At 59.0% G+C, this 21,606-nt stretch carries 15 protein-coding genes; 9 read left to right on the forward strand and 6 right to left on the reverse strand.

What is annotated here, in order from left to right:
* From ACVWYZ_RS00005 to ureC, 3 genes are all read right to left on the reverse strand, one after another.
* On the reverse strand, positions 1-347 hold a 347-nt coding region (locus tag ACVWYZ_RS00005), incomplete at its 3' end, for an IS607 family transposase (RefSeq protein WP_457465370.1).
* Between the two features lie 67 nt (positions 348-414).
* Positions 415-1,521, reverse strand: coding sequence for an ABC transporter ATP-binding protein (locus tag ACVWYZ_RS00010; protein WP_457465372.1), 1,107 nt, complete (start codon positions 1,519-1,521; stop codon positions 415-417).
* 50 nt (positions 1,522-1,571) lie between these two features.
* Positions 1,572-3,290 carry an urease subunit alpha gene (ureC, locus tag ACVWYZ_RS00015; RefSeq protein ID WP_457465375.1) on the reverse strand — a complete coding sequence of 573 codons (1,719 nt, stop codon included), beginning with the start codon at positions 3,288-3,290 and terminating at the stop codon, positions 1,572-1,574.
* Positions 3,291-3,617: 327 nt separating this feature from the next.
* On the opposite strand from ureC, the gene psaA reads away from it, so the two are divergent.
* The 5 genes from psaA to ACVWYZ_RS00040 all read left to right on the forward strand — a co-directional run bounded on the left by psaA (position 3,618) and on the right by ACVWYZ_RS00040 (position 11,752).
* Entirely contained in the window at positions 3,618-5,885 is a 2,268-nt protein-coding gene (gene psaA, locus ACVWYZ_RS00020) for a photosystem I core protein PsaA (protein ID WP_457465377.1), read from the forward strand.
* 21 nt (positions 5,886-5,906) lie between these two features.
* On the forward strand, positions 5,907-8,141 hold the full coding sequence (psaB, locus tag ACVWYZ_RS00025; protein WP_457465379.1) for a photosystem I core protein PsaB: 2,235 nt from the start codon (positions 5,907-5,909) through the stop codon (positions 8,139-8,141).
* Between the two features lie 118 nt (positions 8,142-8,259).
* Positions 8,260-8,901 carry a Uma2 family endonuclease gene (locus ACVWYZ_RS00030; protein WP_457465380.1) on the forward strand — a complete coding sequence of 214 codons (642 nt, stop codon included), beginning with the start codon at positions 8,260-8,262 and terminating at the stop codon, positions 8,899-8,901.
* Entirely contained in the window at positions 8,898-10,091 is a 1,194-nt protein-coding gene (locus ACVWYZ_RS00035; protein WP_457465382.1) for an RNA-guided endonuclease InsQ/TnpB family protein, read from the forward strand. Before ACVWYZ_RS00030 ends, ACVWYZ_RS00035 begins: the two co-directional genes overlap by 4 nt.
* Positions 10,092-10,195: 104 nt before the next feature.
* On the forward strand, positions 10,196-11,752 hold the full coding sequence (locus tag ACVWYZ_RS00040) for a phytoene desaturase family protein (RefSeq protein ID WP_099812798.1): 1,557 nt from the start codon (positions 10,196-10,198) through the stop codon (positions 11,750-11,752).
* A 59-nt stretch (positions 11,753-11,811) separates the two neighbouring features.
* On the opposite strand, the gene ACVWYZ_RS00045 is transcribed toward ACVWYZ_RS00040, so the two are convergent.
* Entirely contained in the window at positions 11,812-13,311 is a 1,500-nt protein-coding gene (locus ACVWYZ_RS00045) for a hypothetical protein (RefSeq protein ID WP_457465384.1), read from the reverse strand.
* 320 nt (positions 13,312-13,631) lie between these two features.
* On the opposite strand from ACVWYZ_RS00045, the gene ACVWYZ_RS00050 reads away from it, so the two are divergent.
* Positions 13,632-14,267, forward strand: coding sequence for a hypothetical protein (locus tag ACVWYZ_RS00050; protein WP_457465385.1), 636 nt, complete (start codon positions 13,632-13,634; stop codon positions 14,265-14,267).
* Positions 14,268-14,333: 66 nt separating this feature from the next.
* Positions 14,334-15,431, forward strand: coding sequence for a DUF7933 domain-containing protein (locus ACVWYZ_RS00055; protein ID WP_457465386.1), 1,098 nt, complete (start codon positions 14,334-14,336; stop codon positions 15,429-15,431).
* Positions 15,432-15,614: 183 nt separating this feature from the next.
* Here ACVWYZ_RS00055 and ACVWYZ_RS00060 read toward each other — a convergent pair whose 3' ends face one another.
* On the reverse strand, positions 15,615-17,018 hold the full coding sequence (locus tag ACVWYZ_RS00060; RefSeq protein ID WP_457465387.1) for a phosphoglucomutase/phosphomannomutase family protein: 1,404 nt from the start codon (positions 17,016-17,018) through the stop codon (positions 15,615-15,617).
* Positions 17,019-17,223: 205 nt separating this feature from the next.
* On the opposite strand from ACVWYZ_RS00060, the gene ACVWYZ_RS00065 reads away from it, so the two are divergent.
* The gene (locus tag ACVWYZ_RS00065; protein WP_457465388.1) at positions 17,224-19,749 is read left to right on the forward strand and encodes a DNA gyrase/topoisomerase IV subunit A; all 2,526 of its coding nucleotides are present in this window, start codon (positions 17,224-17,226) and stop codon (positions 19,747-19,749) included.
* A gap of 22 nt (positions 19,750-19,771) precedes the next feature.
* Here the strand turns inward: ACVWYZ_RS00065 and ACVWYZ_RS00070 are convergent, their stop codons facing one another.
* Positions 19,772-20,359, reverse strand: coding sequence for a hypothetical protein (locus tag ACVWYZ_RS00070; RefSeq protein ID WP_414374067.1), 588 nt, complete (start codon positions 20,357-20,359; stop codon positions 19,772-19,774).
* Between the two features lie 252 nt (positions 20,360-20,611).
* Here ACVWYZ_RS00070 and ACVWYZ_RS00075 point away from each other — a divergent pair, with 252 nt between their 5' ends.
* Complete coding sequence (locus ACVWYZ_RS00075) at positions 20,612-21,487, forward strand: SDR family NAD(P)-dependent oxidoreductase (protein WP_457465390.1); 876 nt, start codon at positions 20,612-20,614, stop codon at positions 21,485-21,487.
* Positions 21,488-21,606 lie beyond the last annotated feature (119 nt).

Below are 21,606 nucleotides of genomic sequence, written 5' to 3' on the forward strand. Positions count from 1 at the left end.
ATATCTCCTGTACGAACTCGCTCCAATAAGGCAAGGAACTTTGGTCTTTTGAAGTCGAGACCGCCGCCAATCTCTCCGACCACTTCGGCTCCAGGATAGAGGCTAACCAGCCTTGCAATCTGTCTCTCCAAGTCTGGTTTCTGTCCTCGGCTGCTGACTCGGGCGTACAAAACGACTCGTTTGACTTTTCTTGGCGTTTTGATGTAGCTGTCGAGGTCATACCTTCTCGCCCTACCGGATGGTGTGCGTATTGCCTTGATCCAACCTTTCTGTTCCCATCGCCTCAAAGTGTGGAGACATACCCCGAAATAGTCCGCCGCTTCTCTCGGTTTCACATACCTAGCCATACTAAGCAGCCACGCTGAACATACTATACGTTATTTCCAGTATAGTCCAGCATATCATTGACTAGAGTCATACTCTCCCCTCTTCCTTTGGGAAAAGGGCCGGGGGTGAGGGATCCCCGCCAATCTCCACAGGCCACAGAGCCTCTGGCGGCAAATGGATCCACACTGCCTGCCCCGGCGCAAACACCTGATGGGGAGCCACCCAAGCCTGCAGACTGCCCCAAGGGGTTTGTAAGGTCAGCCGTCGCTGGGTGCCCGCAAAGCGTTCCGCCATCACTTGAGCGGAGAAAACATTGTCGGCCAAGCCGGGCGGCTGGGGAAGCACCTGCACCTGTTCCGGGCGCACCGTCAGCCGCACCTGACCTTGAAGTGGCACGGCGCTTTTCAAGCGGATCCCGTTGTTGAGGCGAAGCTGGTGACCCTCCGCCTGCGCATCGAAAAAATTGACCCCGCCAAAAAAGCGGGCAATGCGCTCGGAGCGCGGCTGCTGATAGAACTCCACAGGGGATCCCACCTGGTGTAGCTGCCCCTCAAACATCAGGCCGATGCGTTGGGCCATGGCTGTGGCTTCTGCTTGATCGTGGGTAACCAGCACCGTCGTCACCCCTGTTTCCGCCTGCAGCTCCAGAATGAGGGCCTGCATCTCTTGGCGCAGGTTGGCATCCAGGGCCGATAAAGGTTCATCCAACAGCAGCACCTTGGGCCGAATCACCAAAGCCCGCGCCAGGGCCACCCGCTGCGCTTGTCCGCCAGAAAGCTGACTGGGCCGACGCTGAGCAAACCCGGCCAATTGTACCCGCTCCAGCATGCGCAAGGCGGCAGCCTCCCGCTCTGTCCGGGGAATGCCCCGCATTTTCAGGCCAAAAGCGACATTCTCCCCCACGCTCAGGTGGGGAAACAGGCGGCTGTGTTGGGACAGCAAAGTCACGCCGCGCCGTTCCGGCGGCAGAGGGTTGAGGGGGATCCCATCCAGCCAGATTTCCCCCGGATAGGGCAAGGGATCCGGCTCCAGCAGGCCGGCGATGAGATTGAGGGTGGTGGACTTGCCGCAGCCCGACGGCCCCAGCAGGGCGAAGATCTCCCCTGCCTCCACGCTCAAAGACAAATCCCTGAGGACAGGGATCCCTCGCTTGTGGAAGCGCTTGCTGAGGTGGCGGAGAACAAGGTGGCCCATGCTTGGGTTACCGATCAAACGCTCAATAGAGCTCTCAAACTCTCCCAAAATTAGAACAGAAAGTACCGTTGTGCCATGGGCAGCACCTCTGCCGGCTCGCAGGTGAGCAGCTCTCCATCGGCCCGCACTTCATAGGTCTCCGGGTTCACCTCAATGTGAGGAGTGGTGGTATTGAGTTTCAAATCCGCTTTGCCGATCTCGCGGCAGTTTTTGACCGCTACGGCCCGGCGCTGGATCCCCAGTTTTTCCGGGATCCCCAAGTCTAGAGCAGCCTGGGAGACAAAGAGCAGGCTGGTCTCGGTCAGGGCGCGGCCAAAGCTGCCGAACATGGGGCGGGGGTACACCGGCTGCGGGGTTGGAATGGAAGCATTGGGATCCCCCATTTGGGCGTAGGCAATCAGGCCCCCCTTCAGGACGATTTCCGGCTTAACCCCGAAAAAGGCCGGCTTCCACAGACACAGATCCGCCAGTTTTCCCACCTCCACCGACCCGATGACGTGGCTGAGGCCCTGGGCGATGGCAGGGCAGATGGTGTACTTGGCTACGTAACGCTTGGCCCGGAAGTTGTCGTTGCGGCTGCTGTCTTGCGGCAAAGGCCCCCGCTGCACCTTCATCTTGTGAGCTGTCTGCCAAGTGCGGATGATCACCTCCCCCACCCGGCCCATGGCCTGCGAGTCGGAAGAGATGATGCTGAACACCCCCATGTCATGCAAGATGTCTTCGGCGGCAATGGTTTGGGGGCGAATGCGGCTTTCGGCAAAAGCAATATCCTCCGGCACATTCTTGCTCAGGTGGTGACACACCATCAGCATGTCCAGATGCTCTTCGATGGTGTTGCGGGTAAAGGGGCGGGTGGGATTGGTGGAGCTGGGCAGCACGTTGGGCTCGGAGGCAATGCGGATGATGTCGGGGGCATGCCCACCCCCGGCCCCTTCGGTGTGGAAGGTGTGAATGGTGCGGCCATTGATGGCGGCGATGGTATCTTCCACAAAAGCCGATTCATTTAAAGTATCGGTGTGGATGAGGGTTTGGATGTCGTACTCATCCGAGACTTGCAAACAGCTGTCGATCACCGCCGGCGTGGATCCCCAATCTTCGTGGATCTTGAGGCCGCAGGCCCCCGCTTCCACCTGTTCCCGCAAAGCTGCGGGAAAAGCCGCGTTCCCCTTGCCAAAGAAGCCCAAATTGACGGGGAACCCCTCCGCCGCCTGCAACATCTTGCCCAAGTTCCAAGCTCCAGGGGTGCAGGTGGTGGCGTTGCTGCCTGTGGCCGGCCCAGTTCCGCCCCCCAAAAGGGTGGTCACTCCCGAGGCGATGGCAAACTCGCACAGCTGCGGACAGATGAAATGCACATGGGCATCGATCCCGCCCGCTGTCAGGATCAGGTTTTCCCCGGCAATCACCTCGGTGCTGGGGCCAACCACCATGCCCGGCGTCACCCCCGCTTGGATGTTGGGGTTGCCGGCTTTGCCAATGCCGACAATGTAGCCATCGCGAATGCCCACATCCGCCTTGACAATGCCCCACCAGTCCAGGATGAGAGCATTGGTGATCACCAGATCCAAGGCCCCGTTGGCGCGGGTGGCCGTCGGCGATTGCCCCATGCCATCGCGGATGGTTTTGCCGCCCCCAAACTTAATCTCCTCGCCGTAGGTGGTGAAATCCTCCTCCACCTCGATGATCAGTTCGGTATCCGCCAGGCGCACCCGATCCCCTACGGTGGGGCCGTAGTTGCTGACGTATTGGCGACGGGGAATCTCTAGGGTCATAGGGTGGTATCTGCAAAAGGGCTGCCAGGGTTTTACCACACATCCCCACCCAGGGGATCCCTTGCTGCTTGTTGTCTGGTTTCAACCCTTCATTAGAACCCATTGGGTCGACTGAAAATTCGTTACATATATTTACATCTATGATCGAAAAAACAATTGCCAATCGACTCCAGCCTCGATGGGACAAGGGATCCCTCGTTTAATTATTGTGAAGCAACTGAGGGCTCACAAACCCTGACCTATAATGCCAGGTAAGTCCTGCCCTGAGGGAATCTTCTGCCAAGGGGTGGGGATGCTTCGTTCCTTGTCGCAAGAGAGGAGTTCTTGATGACAACTACGCCAAAGGAGCGAGAGCCGAAGGTCAAGGTGTCGGTTGATGTGGATCCGGTTCCCACCTCATTTGAGAAATGGGCTAAGCCGGGCCACTTCGATCGCAGCCTATCCCGTGGCCCCAAGACCACAACCTGGATCTGGAACCTCCATGCTCTTGCTCATGACTTCGACAGTCACACCAGCGACTTAGAAGACGTCTCTCGTAAGATCTTTTCCGCTCACTTCGGCCACTTGGCGGTGGTTTTCGTCTGGCTGAGCGGCATGTACTACCACGGAGCTCAGTTCTCCAACTATTCTGCTTGGCTGGCGGATCCGATCAACGTCAAGCCCAGCGCCCAAGTGGTCTGGCCCATCTTCGGCCAAGAGATCCTGAATGGGGATGTGGGCGGCGGCTTCGAAGGGATCCGCATTACTTCCGGCCTGTTTCACCTCTGGCGGGCTGCCGGCATCACCAATGAGTTTCAACTCCTCTGCACCGCCATCGGTGGCTTGGTGATGGCCGGGCTGTGCCTGTTTGCCGGCTGGTTCCACTACCACAAGCGGGCTCCCAAGCTGGAGTGGTTCCAAAATGTGGAATCGATGCTCAACCACCACCTGGCGGGCCTGCTGGGGCTGGGTTCTTTGGCCTGGGCTGGCCACCAAATCCACGTGGCCATTCCCATCAACAAGATGTTGGATGCGGGCGTGCCGGCTGACCAGGTGCCTTTGCCCCACGAGTTCATCCTCAAGCCCGCCTTGATGAAGGAGATGTTCCCCAGCGTGGATTGGGGCATCTTCAGCGGGGTGGTGCCCTTCTTTACCTTGGATTGGGGCAAGTACGCGGAGTTTCTCACCTTCAAGGGTGGCCTGGATCCGCAAACGGGCGCCCTCTGGCTGACGGATCAGGCCCACCACCACCTGGCCATTGCCGTGCTCTTTATCGTGGCCGGGCACATGTACCGCACCAACTGGGGCATCGGCCACTCCATTAAAGAGATCCTGGAAGCCCACAAAGGCCCCTTCACCGGCGAAGGCCACAGGGGCCTGTACGAAGTGCTCACCACCTCCTGGCATGCCCAGCTGGCCATCAACCTGGCCATGGTGGGATCCCTGAGCATCATCGTGGCCCAGCACATGTACGCCATGAACCCCTACCCCTACATGGGCATCGACTACGCCACCCAGATCTCCCTGTTTACCCACCACATGTGGATAGGCGGCTTCTTCGTGGTGGGGGGTGCTGCCCACGGGGCCATTTACATGGTGCGGGACTACGACCCGGCGGTGAACCGCAACAACGTGTTGGATCGGGTGATCCGCCACCGCGACGCCATCATCAGCCACCTGAACTGGGTGTGCCTGTTCCTAGGCTTCCACGCCTTCGGCTTCTATGTCCACAACGACACGATGCAAGCCCTGGGCCGTCCGCAGGACATGTTCTCGGACACCGGGATCCAACTGCAGCCCATCTTTGCCCAGTGGATTCAGTCGCTGCACACTTCGGCCATTGCCAGCACGGCTCCCTATGTGGGCGCTTCGGTTAGCCCCATCTTTGGTGGCGACGTGGTGGCTGTGGGTGGCAAGGTGTCCATGATGCCCATGGTGCTGGGCACGGCGGACTTCATGGTCCACCACATTCATGCCATGACCATTCACATCACGGTATTGATCCTGCTCAAGGGGGTGCTGTTTGCCCGCTCTTCTCGCCTGATCCCCGATAAGGCCAAGCTGGGCTTCCGCTTCCCCTGCGATGGCCCAGGCCGTGGCGGCACCTGCCAAGTCTCCGGCTGGGATCACGTGTTCCTGGGGCTGTTCTGGATGTACAACTGCATCTCCATCGTGATCTTCCACTTCAGTTGGAAGATGCAGAGCGACATCTGGGGCACGGTCAACGCCGATGGCACCATTGAGCACATCACCGGCGGCAACTTTGCGGCCAGCGCCATTAACATCAACGGCTGGTTGCGGGACTTCCTGTGGGCGCAATCGGTGCAGGTGATCAACTCCTACGGCTCGGCGCTGTCGGCCTATGGGCTGCTCTTCTTGGGCGCTCACTTCGTCTGGGCCTTCAGCCTGATGTTCTTGTTCAGCGGTCGCGGCTACTGGCAGGAGCTCATTGAGTCGATCGTTTGGGCCCACAACAAGCTAAAAGTCGCTCCGGCCATTCAACCCCGCGCTCTGAGCATCATTCAGGGTCGGGCGGTCGGTGTGGCCCACTACCTGTTGGGAGGGATCGTCACCACCTGGGCGTTCTTCCTGGCACGGTTCGGCGCACTCGGCTAAGGCAAGGAGGAAGAGAGAATCATGACAACTGCAACTCGTTTTCCCCAATTCAGCCAAGACCTGGCCAGCGATCCCACCACGCGTCGGCTGTGGTATGGCATTGCCACCGCCCACGACTTCGAGACCCACGATGGCATGACGGAGGAGCGGCTTTACCAAAAGCTGTTCGCCACCCACTTTGGCCATCTGGCAATCATCTTCCTGTGGGCCTCCGGCAACGTCTTCCACATTGCCTGGCAAGGCAACTATGAGCAATGGGTAGCCAACCCCACGGGTGTCACCCCCATCGCCCACGCCATCTGGGATCCCCACTTTGGCAAGGCAGCGGTGGAAGCCTTTACCCAACCGGGGGGCGGCGGCCCCGTCAACGCGGCCTACTCTGGCCTGTACTACTGGTTCAACACCATTGGCCTGCGCACCAACGGCGATCTCTACGCCGGTGCCATTGGCCTGTTGTTGTTGGCGGCGGTGTTTCTGTTTGCCGGCTGGCTGCACCTGCAGCCCCGCTTCCGGCCTAGCCTGAGCTGGTTTAAGAACGCTGAAGCCCGTCTCAACCACCACCTGGCCGGCTTGTTTGGGGTCAGTTCCCTGGCTTGGACTGGTCACCTGGTACACGTCGCCATCCCCGAGTCCCGCGGGCAGCACGTAGGCTGGGACAACTTCCTTACCACTCTGCCCCACCCGGCAGGTCTGAAGCCCTTCTTTACCCTCAACTGGGGGGTGTATGCCCAGAACCCGGACACGGCCAACCATGTTTGGGGCACGGCAGAAGGGGCGGGCACGGCCATCCTCACTTTCTTGGGTGGCTTTAACCCCAACACCCAGTCCCTGTGGCTGACGGACATGGCCCACCACCACCTGGCCATCGCGGTGATCTTCATCGTGGCCGGCCACATGTACCGCACCAACTGGGGCATTGGCCATAGCATCCGGGAGATCCTTGGCGCCCACAACCCCCCCAAGGGCACTCCCTTCGGAGGCCTGCTGGGAGAAGGCCACAAAGGTCTCTACGACACGGTCAACAACTCCCTGCACTTCCAGTTGGCTCTGGCCTTGGCCTGTCTGGGGGTGGTGACCTCGCTGGTGGCGCAGCACATGTACGCCCTTAACCCCTACGTGTTCATGTCCATGGATCACACCACGGAGGCGGCTCTCTACACCCATCACCAGTACATTGCTGGCTTCTTGATGGTGGGGGCGTTTGCCCACGGGGCCATCTTCCTGGTGCGGGACTACGATCCTGAGGCCAACAAGAACAACGTGCTGGCGCGGGTGCTGGATCACAAGGAAGCGATTATCTCCCACCTCAGCTGGGTATCGCTGTTCCTGGGCTTCCACACCCTGGGGCTTTACGTCCACAACGACGTCATGCAGGCCTTTGGCACGCCGGAGAAGCAGATCTTGATCGAGCCGGTGTTTGCTCAGTTCATCCAGGCCTCTCACGGCAAGATGATCTACGGCATGGATGTGTTGTTGTCCAACCCCGACAGCCTTGCTTCTACCGCTTGGCCCAACTACGGCAACGTGTGGCTGCCGGGCTGGCTGCAGGCCATCAACGATCCCAATGGATCCCTGTTCCTGCCCATTGGCCCGGGTGACTTCCTGGTGCACCACGCCATTGCGCTGGGCTTGCACACCACCACCTTGATCTTGGTCAAGGGGGCGTTGGATGCCCGCGGCTCTAAGCTGATGCCGGACAAGAAGGACTTTGGCTACAGCTTCCCCTGCGACGGCCCGGGTCGAGGCGGCACCTGCGACATCTCCGCCTGGGATGCCTTCTACCTGGCCATGTTCTGGATGCTGAACACCATCGGCTGGGTTACCTTCTACTGGCACTGGAAGCAGCTTGGGGTTTGGAGCGGCAACACTGCCCAGTTCAACGAGAACTCCACCTACCTGATGGGCTGGCTGCGGGATTACCTCTGGGCCAACTCCGCCCAGTTGATCAACGGCTACAACCCCTACGGGATGAATAACCTGGCGGTTTGGGCCTGGATGTTCCTGTTCGGCCACCTGGTGTGGGCAACTGGGTTCATGTTCCTGATCTCCTGGCGCGGCTACTGGCAAGAGCTGATCGAGACCTTGGTGTGGGCGCATGAGCGCACTCCCTTGGCCAAGCTGATCCGCTGGAAAGACAAGCCGGTGGCCATGTCGATTGTGCAGGGTCGTCTGGTGGGTCTGGCTCACTTCACGGTGGGTTACGTGTTGACCTACGCGGCCTTTGTTATCGCCTCGACAGCCTCCCAGTTTGGCTAGCGAACTTAATCTGTTGAATAACTAACTGGAGAAGGGATCCCTCGGCTTGTTCGGGGATCCCTTTTTTGTGAGTTGGTAGAGTGGTGATATGAAGTTTAGGGTCTGATGAGTTTGGTCGATGACTCTAGCCGCCCGATTGGATCCCTATATCAGGCGATATACCTTTGAGGAGTTTCATCGGCTGATTGAGTCTGGACAGATTGAAGAGCCCAATCAGTTGGAGCTGATTGACGGGCTCCTGGTTCAAAAGATGACGAAAGGGGAGAGGCACGCCGCCTACTGTAGCCGCCTGTACCGACTGTTGGTGGGCCTTGTGCAGGAGCAAGCTATTGTGCGCACCCAGGATCCGGTGCAACTGCCCCCCAATCACGAGCCGGAGCCCGACTTTGCCATTGTGCGCTTTCAGCAGGATGAGTACCGCTCTCGGCATCCTCAGCCCGAAGACATCTATCTCATCATCGAAGTGGCTGATTCTTCCCTTACCTATGATCGGGAAGTCAAACTCGGACTCTACGCCAAAGCCGGGATCCCCAACTACTGGATCTTGAACTTGCAAGAGAACTGCCTAGAGACGTACAGCTTGCCAATAGAGTCGGGAGTTTACCAAAAAAGAGAGGCTTACACCCCCAAGGAGAAAGTTGGGATCCCAGGGATCCGGGCTGGAGAGTTGAGTCTGGATCAGCTAGAAATCGCAGGAGCCCCGCACTGTACCCGTAGGGTCAGTGTCGGGAGGAATGCGGAAGTTATGATAGAACCATGACCCAAGTCTTGACCGTCTCCTGTAAGCTCAAGGTGTCCCCGTCGCAAGCCGCCAAATTGGACGCGACTTTGGAGGCTTTTGGCCAAGCCTTGAACTGGGTCAACCAGAACACGCCGGAGAAAGTCGCCAACGCCGTTAAGCTCCAGTCTCTGTGCTACCGCGAAATCCGTGCCCGGTTCGGCTTGTCCAGTAACTTGGCTCAGCAGGTCTGCAGACGGCTGGCCGGCGCCCGCAAGGTTGCCCGACAGAAAAACCGCCCCGTCAAAGCGTTCAAGAGAGGCTTTGCGACCTACGATGCCCGTATCTTTTCGTTTCGCGAGAAAGACTGGACGGTGTCGCTGACCACAGTGGAGGGTCGAGAGCGCTTTGAGCTGGCGATTGGCCGTTACCAGAGAGAACAGTTGGCAGGCTCCAATCCCAAATCCGCCACTCTGGTCAAGCGCAGAGACGGCTCCTACTACATCCAGATTTGCGTAGAGAAAAAACCACCCAAGCAACAAGATACCGACAAGGTGATCGGGGTGGACTTGGGGAGGACAGATATTGCCCATACGTCAGACGGGGACAACTGGAATGGACAGCAGTTGAGCAGAGTCCGAGAGCGCTACTCCCGGTTGAGGGCGGTACTCCAACGCAAAGCCAGTAAGGGCACACGCAGTTCGCGGCGCAGATGCAGAGAACTGTTGCAACGGCTGTCTGGCAAGGAAAGACGCTTTCAAACGTGGGTCAATCATCGCATCTCCAAAGCTATTGTCTCTGGGGCAAAAGCTACCAACAGCGCTATCGCTCTGGAAGACCTGACAGAGATCCGGGAAAGGCTCAATCAACAGCCACGCAGCAAAGCTGAACGGCGCAGGGCCAACAGTTGGGCGTTCTACCAGCTGAGGCAGTTTCTGGAATACAAGGCTCTGCGTGCAGGGGTTGCTTTGACTCTGGTGCCGCCTGCCTACACGTCGCAGACCTGCCACCGGTGTTTGCACGTCCATCCCGATCCTACGCAATCCTATCGCAGTGGGAAGCAGTTCAAGTGTGGGCACTGTGGATGGGAAGGGGATGCGGACTGGAATGGGGCCAACATGATTGCCAAGCTTGGGGCTGTCGTAAACCAGCCTAGAGGCCCGTGGTTGGCTTGCCAACTGCAGGGCTACCGAAAGCCCGCCCTGTACTGCGAAGCAGTCAGGGTCGGGTAGTTTACGTTTTTTCCATCGGTTAAGGCAGGGATCCCTTGCCGGCAGATCGAATCTTGGCTGGCAGGAGTATTGTGGGTGGGGAAGCATTTGCAAAAGGATTGTCGATGAGCTACGACGCGGTGGTGATTGGGGCCGGGCATAACGGGCTGGTGAGCGCTTGCTATTTGGCCAAGGCCGGGCAAAAAGTGCTGGTGCTGGAGCGCTATCACACCGTTGGTGGTGCTGCCATTACGGAAGAAATTCACCCAGGCTTTCGCGTGTCGGTGGCTTCCTACTCCTGTAGTTTGCTGCGCCCGGAGATCATTCGCGATCTGCGCCTGCCGGACTATGGCTTTGAGGTCTATGCCAAGCAACCTTCCTATTTCATGCCCTTCCCGGATGGGCAGCACCTCTTCCTGTATGCCGATAACCGTGCCAAGAGCAAGGCGGAAATTGCCAAGTTTTCTCGCAAAGATGCGGAAGCCTACGACCGCTGGGAGGAGTTTTGGGATCGGGTGAACGAGGTGGTGGAGCCAACCTTAATGCAGCCGCCGATTTCACTGGGGCAACTGGCGGATCGCTTTGCAGCTGCTGGCTATGAAGACGATTTCCGCCGCATCATGCTCCTCTCGACCACTGATCTCCTGGATGAGTTCTTCGAGTCGGAGCAGGTCAAGGCGGCGATGGCTCCCCAATCTTTGATTGGCACCTCAGCCGGGCCGATGACTCCAGGTACGCCCTACATCTGGCTGGTCCATGCGGTAGGTCGGGCTATTGGCTCGCGTGGGGTCTGGGGCTATGTGCGCGGTGGGATGGGATCCATTACCCAAGCGATGGCCAAGGCAGCTCTGGACTTAGGGGTGGAGATCCGCACGTCTGCTCCAGTGGCGGAGATCTTGATGGAGAGTGGGCAGGCCGCTGGGGTTATCCTCGAATCGGGGGAAACCGTGCGGGCGCGGGCAGTTCTCTCCAATGCCCATCCCCAAATCACCTTTTTGCGACTCTGCTCCTCTTTGCCCCCAGACTTGCGTGACCGGCTAGAACGGCACTACCGCACCTCAGGCCCGGTGTACAAGCTCAATTTGGCCCTGGAAGAATTGCCTCGCTACACAGCGGCCCCTGCTGAAGTGCCCCCAGAAGTGGTCAGTTCCGCCACGGTAGACATTGCTCCCTCGGTGGCCTATCTGGAGCGGGCTTGGGATGACTGCAAGTACGGGATCCCTTCCCGGGATCCGTTTATCGAGATCTACAGCCAATCCCCCACCGACCCGACGATGGCTCCCCCAGGCAAGCACATTCTCTCCTGTTTCTGTCAGTTTGTGCCCTACCAACCCAAAGGGCGAGACTGGAACGATGGCCTACGGGAGGAATTTGCCGATCGGGTAATCGACAAAATTGCCCAATTTGCCCCCAACATTAAAAACGCCGTGATCGCACGGCAGATGTTGTCGCCCGTGGATCTGGAGGCCCGCTTCGGCCTTGTGGGGGGCAGCATTTTTCACGGGGAAATGACGCCGGATCAAAGCTACAACCTACGGCCCATCTCCGGCCTGGCCGACTATCGATCCCCCATTCCCGGCCTTTACCTCTGCGGCTCAGGGGCGCACCCAGGAGGCGGAGTGACCGGGATCCCTGGCCACAACTGCGCACAGGTGGTGCTCAGCGATCTACCCAAGCTCTGACCGACGAAAAGGCCAAGCCAGAGCGGATCCCTGCTCTGGGATCAAACGGGTTGCCTGGGTTACAGCCGCACCTGCGTGCCCTCAAAGAATCCACGAATAATGAGAATAACTCCCCCTGCATCAGGAGTACCCGTATTTCCGTCGCCAGTTGGTGGGTTCGGGCCTATAACTTGGTTGTCAGTGGGGAACTCTTGCTCAATAAAGAATTGCCCAGAGATATTCGAGCCAGAGGTGGTTGGATCGAAAACCAAATTCAAGTTGCCTCGCAGCAGAGAACCGCCAATATCTGCCCTATTAAACGGCCCGGCCAGTTGTGCCCCAGCTAAGGTGCGGAAGACAAAATCTCCCGTGGTGGGGACAATGCCCTGAAGGATAACAGGACTGAGATTAGTTCCCTCCACAGGGGATCCAGGCAACGTACCTGTGGAGCGCTCGGTGCGCAATGAGAAAAAGTAATCAAAGACTGTTGGGGCACCCGGACGATCAGGAACCGGCAATTCCGGCAATTGCGGTATCGGTGTGGGGAAAGGTCGTGGCGGCGGGCTGACCTGCACAAAGTTGAGGACTGTGCTGACGTTGGCCGGATCAAACTCCGCCTGTACGCGGCCGTTCAACAGGCGCCGGATACGCACCAACTGGTTGGGCAAGATGTTGGGCCGAGTCGGATCTGGAGCAAACAGCACTGACTGCGTACCCACCTGGGCAGGACGATAGACAATCTCCGCCTGGTTGGGCCGGAAGTTTAGGCGGGCAAAGAGAGCCAAGGCATCCTCAGGAGTGCCATCGCCCGCAACCCCCCGCTGCCGCACCACAAAGCTCGCGGAGAAACTGCCTGTTTGGAGAATAGCGACTACAGGACCTTGGGGTGGAGGAGGGTTGACAAAGGAGCCAGGCGCCAAAATCTCACCACCGGGGCCAGGGCCACCGTTTTCAAACAATACACCCACAGTGGGGACAATCAGGGAAGAATCTCCCTCCAGGACGACTTGATTACCATTTCTACTCACCAAAATGCGGCGCACGGTGAGCGTTAAAACAGTGCCGTCATCTCGGATAGCCCTGAAGGTGGTATTCACCCGAATGCGCTGGTCGTTGGGGAGGGTCGAAATTGCAACCAGCCCGGCGATATTGAATTGCGTAGATAGCCTGCCGTCGTTGGGTCCAAAGGCAGTGATATTCACCAGCGGTGTGGTTCGCCCAATTTGGATGGCCAGCGTGCTGGAGCGAAGGGTGGAGTCGATTGTCAGCTCACTGGCTGGGATCTCGTTCACGGGCAAGATGCGGGCTTCAACATTGGCGATGCGAGCTTCACCGCTGCCTTGGAGGGGGTTGGTACGCACAGGGATCCCGTTGTCAAACCTCGGATTGACGTAGTCCAACCGGAGGCTGGTGGTCTCCAGCACCGAGCCGGGGGTAAAGCGGTACTCCTGCGCCGAGACAAACGCCGTGGGATCCACCTGGACGGGCCCAGGCAAGGTCGGGGACTCATTAACCTCGCCGCAGCCGCCTAGCAGCAAGACTCCACACAAAACCGCCAACGAGCGACCTTTGAAGTTCATACGGCACTTCCTCACACACCTTAAATCTGGGCAAATCCACACAAAATGGGGAGAAGGCACCCAACCCCTAACGCTACAGGTAAGCTGGCCGCCCCTGCTCGAGGCTATGATACCCCATATCTAGGGGATGGGCCATTTCCAGAACAATTTCTTGCATTTGCTCTGCCGCTCGCTTGACAACGCTCTAGGATGCAGTAGAACTAACAGCAGGCATCCCCCTTGAAATTGTGCAGATGCATAAGACTTGAGCAAGCTCGGTGGATCCCTGCTGGACGCTGCCTAAGACGTTTGCTGTGGTGTGAGTGAGTGGAGATTTTTCGATGAGACGACGTTTTGGCTCAGCCCTTGGCCGTGGCGGCCTCTCTCTTTGGGCAACCTGTGCTTCGGTTGCGCTAATTACCGGCTGCAGTAGCGAGACCACCAGCGGGGTGCCGCCTCTACTGGCTTCTAGCGGTGCCACGCCTCCTCCTGTGGCCGTTGCCCCCACGATTGCCCCCAATCTCACGCCTATCACCTTCCGCCCAGGGCCGGACTTTGCCCCCATCACCCCACCGCCCATCCAGCCCGACCTACCGGATCCGCCTAGCTTGGCAAACCCTTTTCAGATCAGCCTAGTGGGATCCGCCTTTGTAACTATCACCTTGAGCGGCTTATTTGCTCCAGGAGTGATCAGGAGCGTAGAGGTTCAGTTTTTTAACATCAGTCGCGGCACAGATATTACCAGCATCTTTTTGCCGACGGCAATTGAGCAGTTTAGAAATACGCTGATAGGCAGAGGCAATAGCTACGACGACCGAATCAACGGGATCACGCTTACCAACGACTTCACCTTCCCGGCGGATCCAGCCGCCTACAACACCAACGTTGCTGCGGGAGAAACGGTTTTGGTAATCGTGGTCATTCGAGATTCATTTGGTCAAGCTCTGAGGCTGGAAGCGAGCAACCAAGCCACCTAAGCTGGAGCTGAGTAAGGCTGTTTGGGTTTGTGCCACGAGAGAGTTGAATGGCAGGAGGATGAGGGAATGAAAACGGGAAAAGTAGCTGGGGTTTTGGCTTGCTTGTGCTTGGGCTTGCTAACAGCTTGTCAACAAACTAAAGAGGGGAATCCAATCAGCTCGCTGCCAGGGCCAATCATCCCTGTGCAAAACCCGAATACAGAACCTGGAGGAACGGGGGTAGGGCTGCCATCCACTCCTCCGATTGGATCTGTTCCCCCAGGTCAACCCAGCCCTCTTGTGCCCCCTCCTGTGTCGGCGCCGACGATCCCGCCCCTGCCCAGCCCGAACCCCTCTCCCAGCATCGTTGGCCTGCCTCCAGGCCCCTTGGCTGCCCCGAGGTTTACTAAGAGCTTTGATCCTTCCACAACCTCACCAAACGCTCCCGTAACCCTAAGATTCACCATCATCAACAACTCCGGGATCCAATTGACTGACCTCAACTTTGCAGACAACCTGCCTACAGGGTTGTTTGTTGCCAATCCGCCCAACTTCACCAATACCTGTGGTGGATCATTTGCTCCGACTTCAGGCGCGGCCCTAATCACTCTAAGCGGTGGAACACTGGCTGCCAATGCAACTTGTACAGTTACTGTTCAGGTTGTTGCTGCAGGCACAGGTACCTATACTAACCCTGCCGTAACTCTGACCAGTAACCAGGCTCCTGCTGTTCAAAGCACACCTGTTAATCTGTCAGTGAACCCGGTTACTGCTCCAATGTTCACTAAGGAGTTTGTTCCTAACTCGACTCAAAACGGCAACGTCGTGGCTGTTGTCTTCACAATTACGAACACTGCAACTGTTCCCATAACCGGCCTCAGTTTCATCGACATTTTGCCCAGCACTCCGGCTTTAGGGTTACAAATTACGACTCCACCAGTTACCTCAAACACCTGCGGTGGCATGCTGGCAGTAACTGGTGGTGGGACCACGATTTCTCTCATGAACGGAAGCCTAGCCGCAGGCGCCTCCTGCGTGGTTTCTGTATCGGTCAGGCAACCTCCGCCTGTACCACCACCACCACCACCATCACTACCAGTGACCTACACCAACCCACCAGTTACTCTCTTGAGCAATGGCGCGCCGCCAGCGACTTCTGGTACAGCTATGGTAACTTTTAATTAGAGTTCTTACCCTTGACCCAAGTAAAAGTGAGGCAGATGGGTCAAGCTGTGAGCATTCCTATGCTGCTCAGCAGAACTTGGGGGGAGAGGCCAACCCTGTAGGCTGCCGCAGTTTGGCAGCCTCTCAGTCTCTGCACTCAAGAGTCAAAGGGATCCAGCTTTGCGCAAAAGATTATCTGGGATATTAAGCTGTTGTGCTGTTCAAGCCGGCTGCCCAATCCAGGAGGGCGTTCACTGCTTCTAGGTCTTTCGCTTCTGAGTACAACCTCAGCAGAGGCTCGGTGCCGCTGCCGCGAATCATCACCCAACTGCCGTCGGCGAGGGTGAATTTGTGGCCATCTTTGTCGAAATGTTTGATCACCTTCTGCCCCAAAATCTCAAGCGGGGGATCCATTTGCAGCCGTTGGAAGAGCTGGGTTTGTTGATTTTGATCGGCGAGGTGGAGATCGCGGCGCAGGTAAACAGAGGTGAACCCTTCCCGTTCCTGCAAAGCTCGGTAGATGGTGCTGAGATCTTGGCCGGTTTCCGTAACCGCTTCGATGAGATACAGGGCCGAAAGCAGGGCATCCCGCTCGGGAATGTGGCCCAGGTAGCCGATGCCGCCCGATTCCTCTCCACCCAAGAGCACCTCTGTGCTCATCATGCGCTCGGCGATGTACTTAAAGCCCACCGGCATTTCCGTAACCGGTAGGCCATAGCGCTGTGCAACTTTAACAAACAGTTCGGAGCCGCTGATGGTTTTGACAATCTCGCCCCGCAAGCCGCGTCGCCCGGCCAGGTGGTCGATCAAGATGGGGATCAGGATCTGCGGGCTGAGGAAATGGCCTTGCCCATCGAGAGCCGCAATGCGGTCGGCATCCCCATCAAAGACCAAACCCATTTTCAAGGGGGCGGGATTCGCCGCGATGATCTGAGCAGAAGCCTGCAGGTTTTGGGGCAAGGGCTCGGGGGGAAATCCCCCAAACAAGGGATCCCGATGCGCCTGCAACTCAATGACCTTCTCCCCCAAGAGGCGCTTGAGGCCGCCAGCGCCAGAGCCAAACATGACATCCACCCAAATCTTGGCCGGGGATCCTTTGAGCTTTTCCAGATCCACAAAGCGGCTGAGCTGAGCCAGGTAGCCGGGCCAGGGATCCCAGGTGTGGATGGGGGCCTTGTGGGATCCAAGAGGCTGGAGGCTTTGCAGCTCCTGCTCGATGGCGGCGGTAACTTCCGGCGGCACGGATCCACCAAATCCTCCCTTGACCTTGAGGCCGGAATAGTGGGGGGGGTTGTGGCTGGCGGTGATCACCAAAGCGCCGTGGCAGCCCCGCTCCTTGGCACCCCAGCTAAAGGCCGGCGTTGGGGCCACACAGGTGGAGAGGTAAACTGGGATCCCCAGGCGGGCCACCACCTCAGCAACGTGGGCGGCAAAGCGTTCCGAGAGAAAGCGGTTGTCGTAGCCGACCAGGATCCCTTCGCCGGGGTAGGTGCGGGCCAACACTTGGGCGCTGGCCTGGGCGGCAAGGGCCAAGTTTTGGAAAGTAAAGCCCTCGGCAATCACGGCTCGCCAGCCGTCGGTGCCAAAACGGATCGGGGTATCGGCCATAGTGGTGTTGCGGTGGGTGCTGCCGCTTCAAGTCATAGCACGAGGTAGGCGTTTCGGTGTTCGGTCTGCTCTCAACTCCTATCGAGATGGGATCCCTCTCGCGGGGCCCGCAGAAGCGGCTAGATTGACATACCCCCCTGCCCTCAAGGGCAGGGCTTTACGGCGTTTTTTCGGTAACCTGGAAAGCGTTCCGCTCCTGTGTGCCATGACTCAGCAACTGACTCTCGACGGACTGGGATTTGGCTCGGGTGGGGGATCCCGTCTGGGTCGGGTGATTGTAACCGATTTGCAGGGGGAGATGCAGCGCTCCTACCTGGAATACGCCATGAGCGTGATTGTCGGGCGGGCCTTGCCAGATGTCCGGGATGGCCTCAAGCCGGTACACCGCCGCATCCTCTACGCCATGCATGAGCTGGGCCTGACGCCGGATCGCCCCTACCGCAAATGCGCACGGGTGGTGGGGGATGTGCTGGGGAAATATCACCCCCATGGGGATCAGGCAGTTTATGACGCGCTGGTGCGCATGGTGCAAGACTTTTCCAGCCGCTATCCCCTGGTGGCGGGGCACGGCAACTTCGGCTCTGTGGATGATGACCCACCGGCGGCCATGCGCTACACGGAGTGCCGGCTGGCGGAGCTGAGCCACACAGCGCTTCTGGAGCAGGTGTCGGAAGAGATCGTCGATTTCATGCCCAATTTCGACGGATCCCAGGCGGAGCCCACCGTTCTTCCGGCCCGCTTGCCCATTTTGCTGCTCAACGGCTCTGCCGGCATTGCTGTGGGCATGGCCACCAATATCCCACCCCACAACCTGGGGGAAGTGGTGGATGGCCTGTTGGCTTTGATCGACCATCCCGACCTCAGCCCTGAGGAACTGTTGCGCTGGATCCCAGGGCCGGATTTTCCCACCGGCGGCCAAATCCTGGACAGCCAAGGGATCCGCGAGGCCTACCTCACCGGGCGCGGCTCCATCACTCTACGGGGGGTGGCCCGCTTCGAGGAGATCCAGCCGGGCAAAGGACGCCACCGCCGACCCGCCCTGATCATCAGCGAGTTTCCCTATCAGGTGAACAAAGCGGCCTGGATCGAAAAAGTGGCCGAGCTGGCCAACCAAGACCGCATCAGCGGCATCGCCGATCTGCGCGATGAGTCGGATCGCAGCGGCATTCGCGTGGTGGTGGAGCTGAAGCGAGAGGCCAACCCGCAGGCGGTTTTGCAGCAGTTGTATAAGCTCACCCCTTTGCAAAGCAACTTCGGGGCCATCCTGCTGGCTTTGGTGAACGGGGAACCGCGGCAGCTGAGCCTCAAAGAGATCCTGCAGCACTTTTTGCAATTTCGCGAGGCCACCCTCAACCGGATGTTCCGTGCCGAGTTGCAGCAGGTGCAGCGCAAGGCGGAAGAGGTGGCAGGAATGTTGCTGGCGTTGGCGGATCTGGAGGGGGTGATCGAGCTGCTGCGGCAAGCGCCCGATGGCACCACGGCCAAAGCCCAATTGCAAACTCGCCTGGGCTGTACCCCCCAGCAGGCAGAGACGATTTTGGCCATGCCTCTGCGTCGCCTGACGGGATTGGAGCGGGAACGGCTGCACCAGGAACACGCCCAGTTGCAGACCCGCATCGAAGAACTGCAGGGGCTACTCAGCGACCGCCGCAAGCTCTTGAATTATTTGAAAAAAGAGCTGCGACACCTGAAAAAGACCTTCGGGGATCCCCGGCGCACCCAGATCCTCTCGGCCTCGGAGCTGGAAGCGGAAGTGGCCCAAATCCCCAGCGGCGAAGAGACGGAAGAGACCCACTTCTTGCTGCAATTCACCCGCAAGGGCTATGTGCGCCGCCTGCCTCTGCCTAGCCGTCGCTCCCGCAGCAACCCGGCGCAACGGGAACTGGGGGAAGATGTGCTGGTCGGCCTGGAATGCGTCACGCTGGAGCAGGAAATCTTGGTGCTCACCGCTGGCGGCAAGGCTTTTACCGTGCCCATCGCAGGGATCCCCCTCAGCACTGGCTCTTCACGGGGGGTGCCTCTGGTTACCCTTCTCCCCAACCCCGAGCCGATGGTTGCCACCTTCACGTTGGCTCCGGATCCGGGCAAGGCAAGTTTGGTGGTGCTCAGCCGGCAGGGGCGGATCAAGCGGCTGGCCCTGGCAGAGCTAATGGGCCTCACCCAACGGGGATCCACTGTCCTAAAGCTAAAAGAGGGAGATGAGCTGGGCTGGGCAGCCCTTTGGGATCCCGGCCACCAAGGCTACAGCGTCGTCCTGGCTACTTCAGGGGGACGGGTGCTGCGGCTGGCTGCCGAAGGGATCCCTTTGATGGGTCGAGCGGCTATGGGATCGCCGGCCCTGCGTTTGGGGCGCGCCGAGCGAATAGTTGGTATGGCGCTGCTGCCCCCGCAAGGGATCCTGGTTCTGGCCAGCCGGTCGGGCTATCTGAAGCGCTTGTCTCTGGAGGAGATCCCCATCCTGGAGCGGGGTCAAGTGGGCGTGCCGGCCTTTCACTTCTCCGACCGAGGGGATGTGCTGGTGGGCTTGGTGGGTCTCCCCCCCGAGCTGGAGAGGCCTTCCCATCTGCAACTGGATGTGATCACAGAGTCTGAACAGGTGTACTCCTTCTCTCCTGCCGACATCCCGCTGCAAAGCCGCTCCGGGGGCGGATCCCTCCTGGTCAAAGGGGAGCGGGTCAGGGAGTTGCGCCTGTTTTGGCCACAGTGGCTGCCGGAAGGCGATGTGGGATAGCTCTTGGGGGAGCAGAAGATCCCTAGGACGAAGAGCCTTCCCCAGGCGAGGCCGAATCGGTCGGCGGGGAGCCGGGATCCGTCTCCGGCACTTCGGGATGGCGAACGGGCTTGGGTAGGGTGCCACCTGACCTGATAACCAAACAGCGCACGGTTTGGTGCAGCTCCTCCAGCAAAATGCTGATGGCAGAGCGGAAGTCTCGGTGGTCATCTCGCATTTGCTCCAGCATGGCGCGGATGACTTCCTGACAATCCTTCAGGATGTGCTGCTGCTGGGCAACAATCTGCACCAGTTCACTTTGTTCCTTGAGCAGCTCCCGCAGACAGGAGCGCAGCTCTTCCACATGGCTCTGCCAAAGGGCCTGTCCTTCCCGCAGCTCCATCACGCTGGTGCGCAAATCGGCGGTCGAGTCTCTCAGGGCTTCGCTGTGGCGGCGCTCGGCTTCCAGTTGCTTTTGCTGCTCCTGCTGCTGTTGGCGCAACTCAGAATTGGCCCGCAAGTTGGCTTCCGCTGCCCTGAGCAATTGAGCCAATCGAACCTCAGTAACAACCCAACGCTCTTCCGGCGACAGAGATCGACCTCGGCCAATTCGTCTGCAGAAGTACTTCACAGTCGCTGCACCCTATACCCCATTCTCTACACTTTAGACTTTGGTCAAAGCGCCGCAAGACCTCAGCCTAAGAGGAAGCTTGTCCATCGGGCTTTGTCCCGGCTGTTTTTTGGGCTCACCCCATCATAGCCATAATACCGGATGCCGAATCCAGCCGGATGCCGAATCCAGAAGTTCGGAAGGCGAGGCTGCCCCTCTCCAGGGATCCCGGTCGTTCTTCTAGGATGGTGGAGAGTTTGGATAAAAGAAACCATGCCTTCACTTGCAAATCAGGTGGTGCTGATTACCGGCGCCTCTGCTGGAATTGGGGAAGCCGTCGCTCTGGAGGCGGCCAAACGCGGGGCTCGCTTGGTGCTGGCGGCCCGTCGGGAGGGGCTGCTGCGAAACGTCAAGGACTTGGTGGAAAGTCGGGGGGCGGAGGCGCTGGTGGTGCCCACCGACATGGCCGATACGGCCCAGGTGGAGGCACTGGCCCAAAAGGCTCTGGATCATTTTGGCCGGGTGGATATCCTGGTGAACAACGCCGGCTATGGCCAGATGGGGCCGGTGGAAGAGGTGGATGTGGCGGCCATGCGGCGCCAGTTTGAGGTGAATGTATTTGGCTTGCACGCCCTCACCCGTGCCCTCTTGCCCCAAATGCGGGAACGGGGCAGTGGCCGCATCCTCAACCTCAGCTCGGTGGCCGGCCAGCTGTCCATGCCTTTCAGCGGCGTTTACAGCGCCACCAAGTTTGCTGTCGAAGCCCTCAGCGATGCCCTGCGGGTGGAGGTGGCCCCCTTCGGCATCAAGGTCATCTTGATCGAGCCGGGGCCGGTAGCCACCGAGTTTGGCCGCGTGGCGGAAGAAACCTTTGCTGCCGTTGTCAACCCCAACGGCCCCTACAAGGCGATTTTGGACAAGACCGCCGAGCTGGCCAGCTCGTTCAGCAAAATGGCCTGGCCGGTGGAGAAGGTGGTGGAGCCGATCTTGAGGGCGATGACCGATCCTCACCCTTCCGACCGCTACACCGCTTTCACGGGGGGCAAGGTGGCGTTGGGGCTGATGCGGCTCATGCCCGCTGCTCTGGCTGACTCCATGTGGCGGCGCGTCTATGGGCTGGATGGTCTGGGATCCCCCGGCTCGGCCTAACTGCAGGCTGGTGGCGGGCATCGGATGGGGCAGGGATCCCTCAGGAGCTCATCCTTGCGGGGGTAGGGTTGTGCCTTCCAGGAGGGACAGGTTAAGTTTGTTAAAGGACTTTTAATAAC

The sequence above is a fragment of the Thermostichus sp. MS-CIW-37 genome (assembly GCF_054060065.1).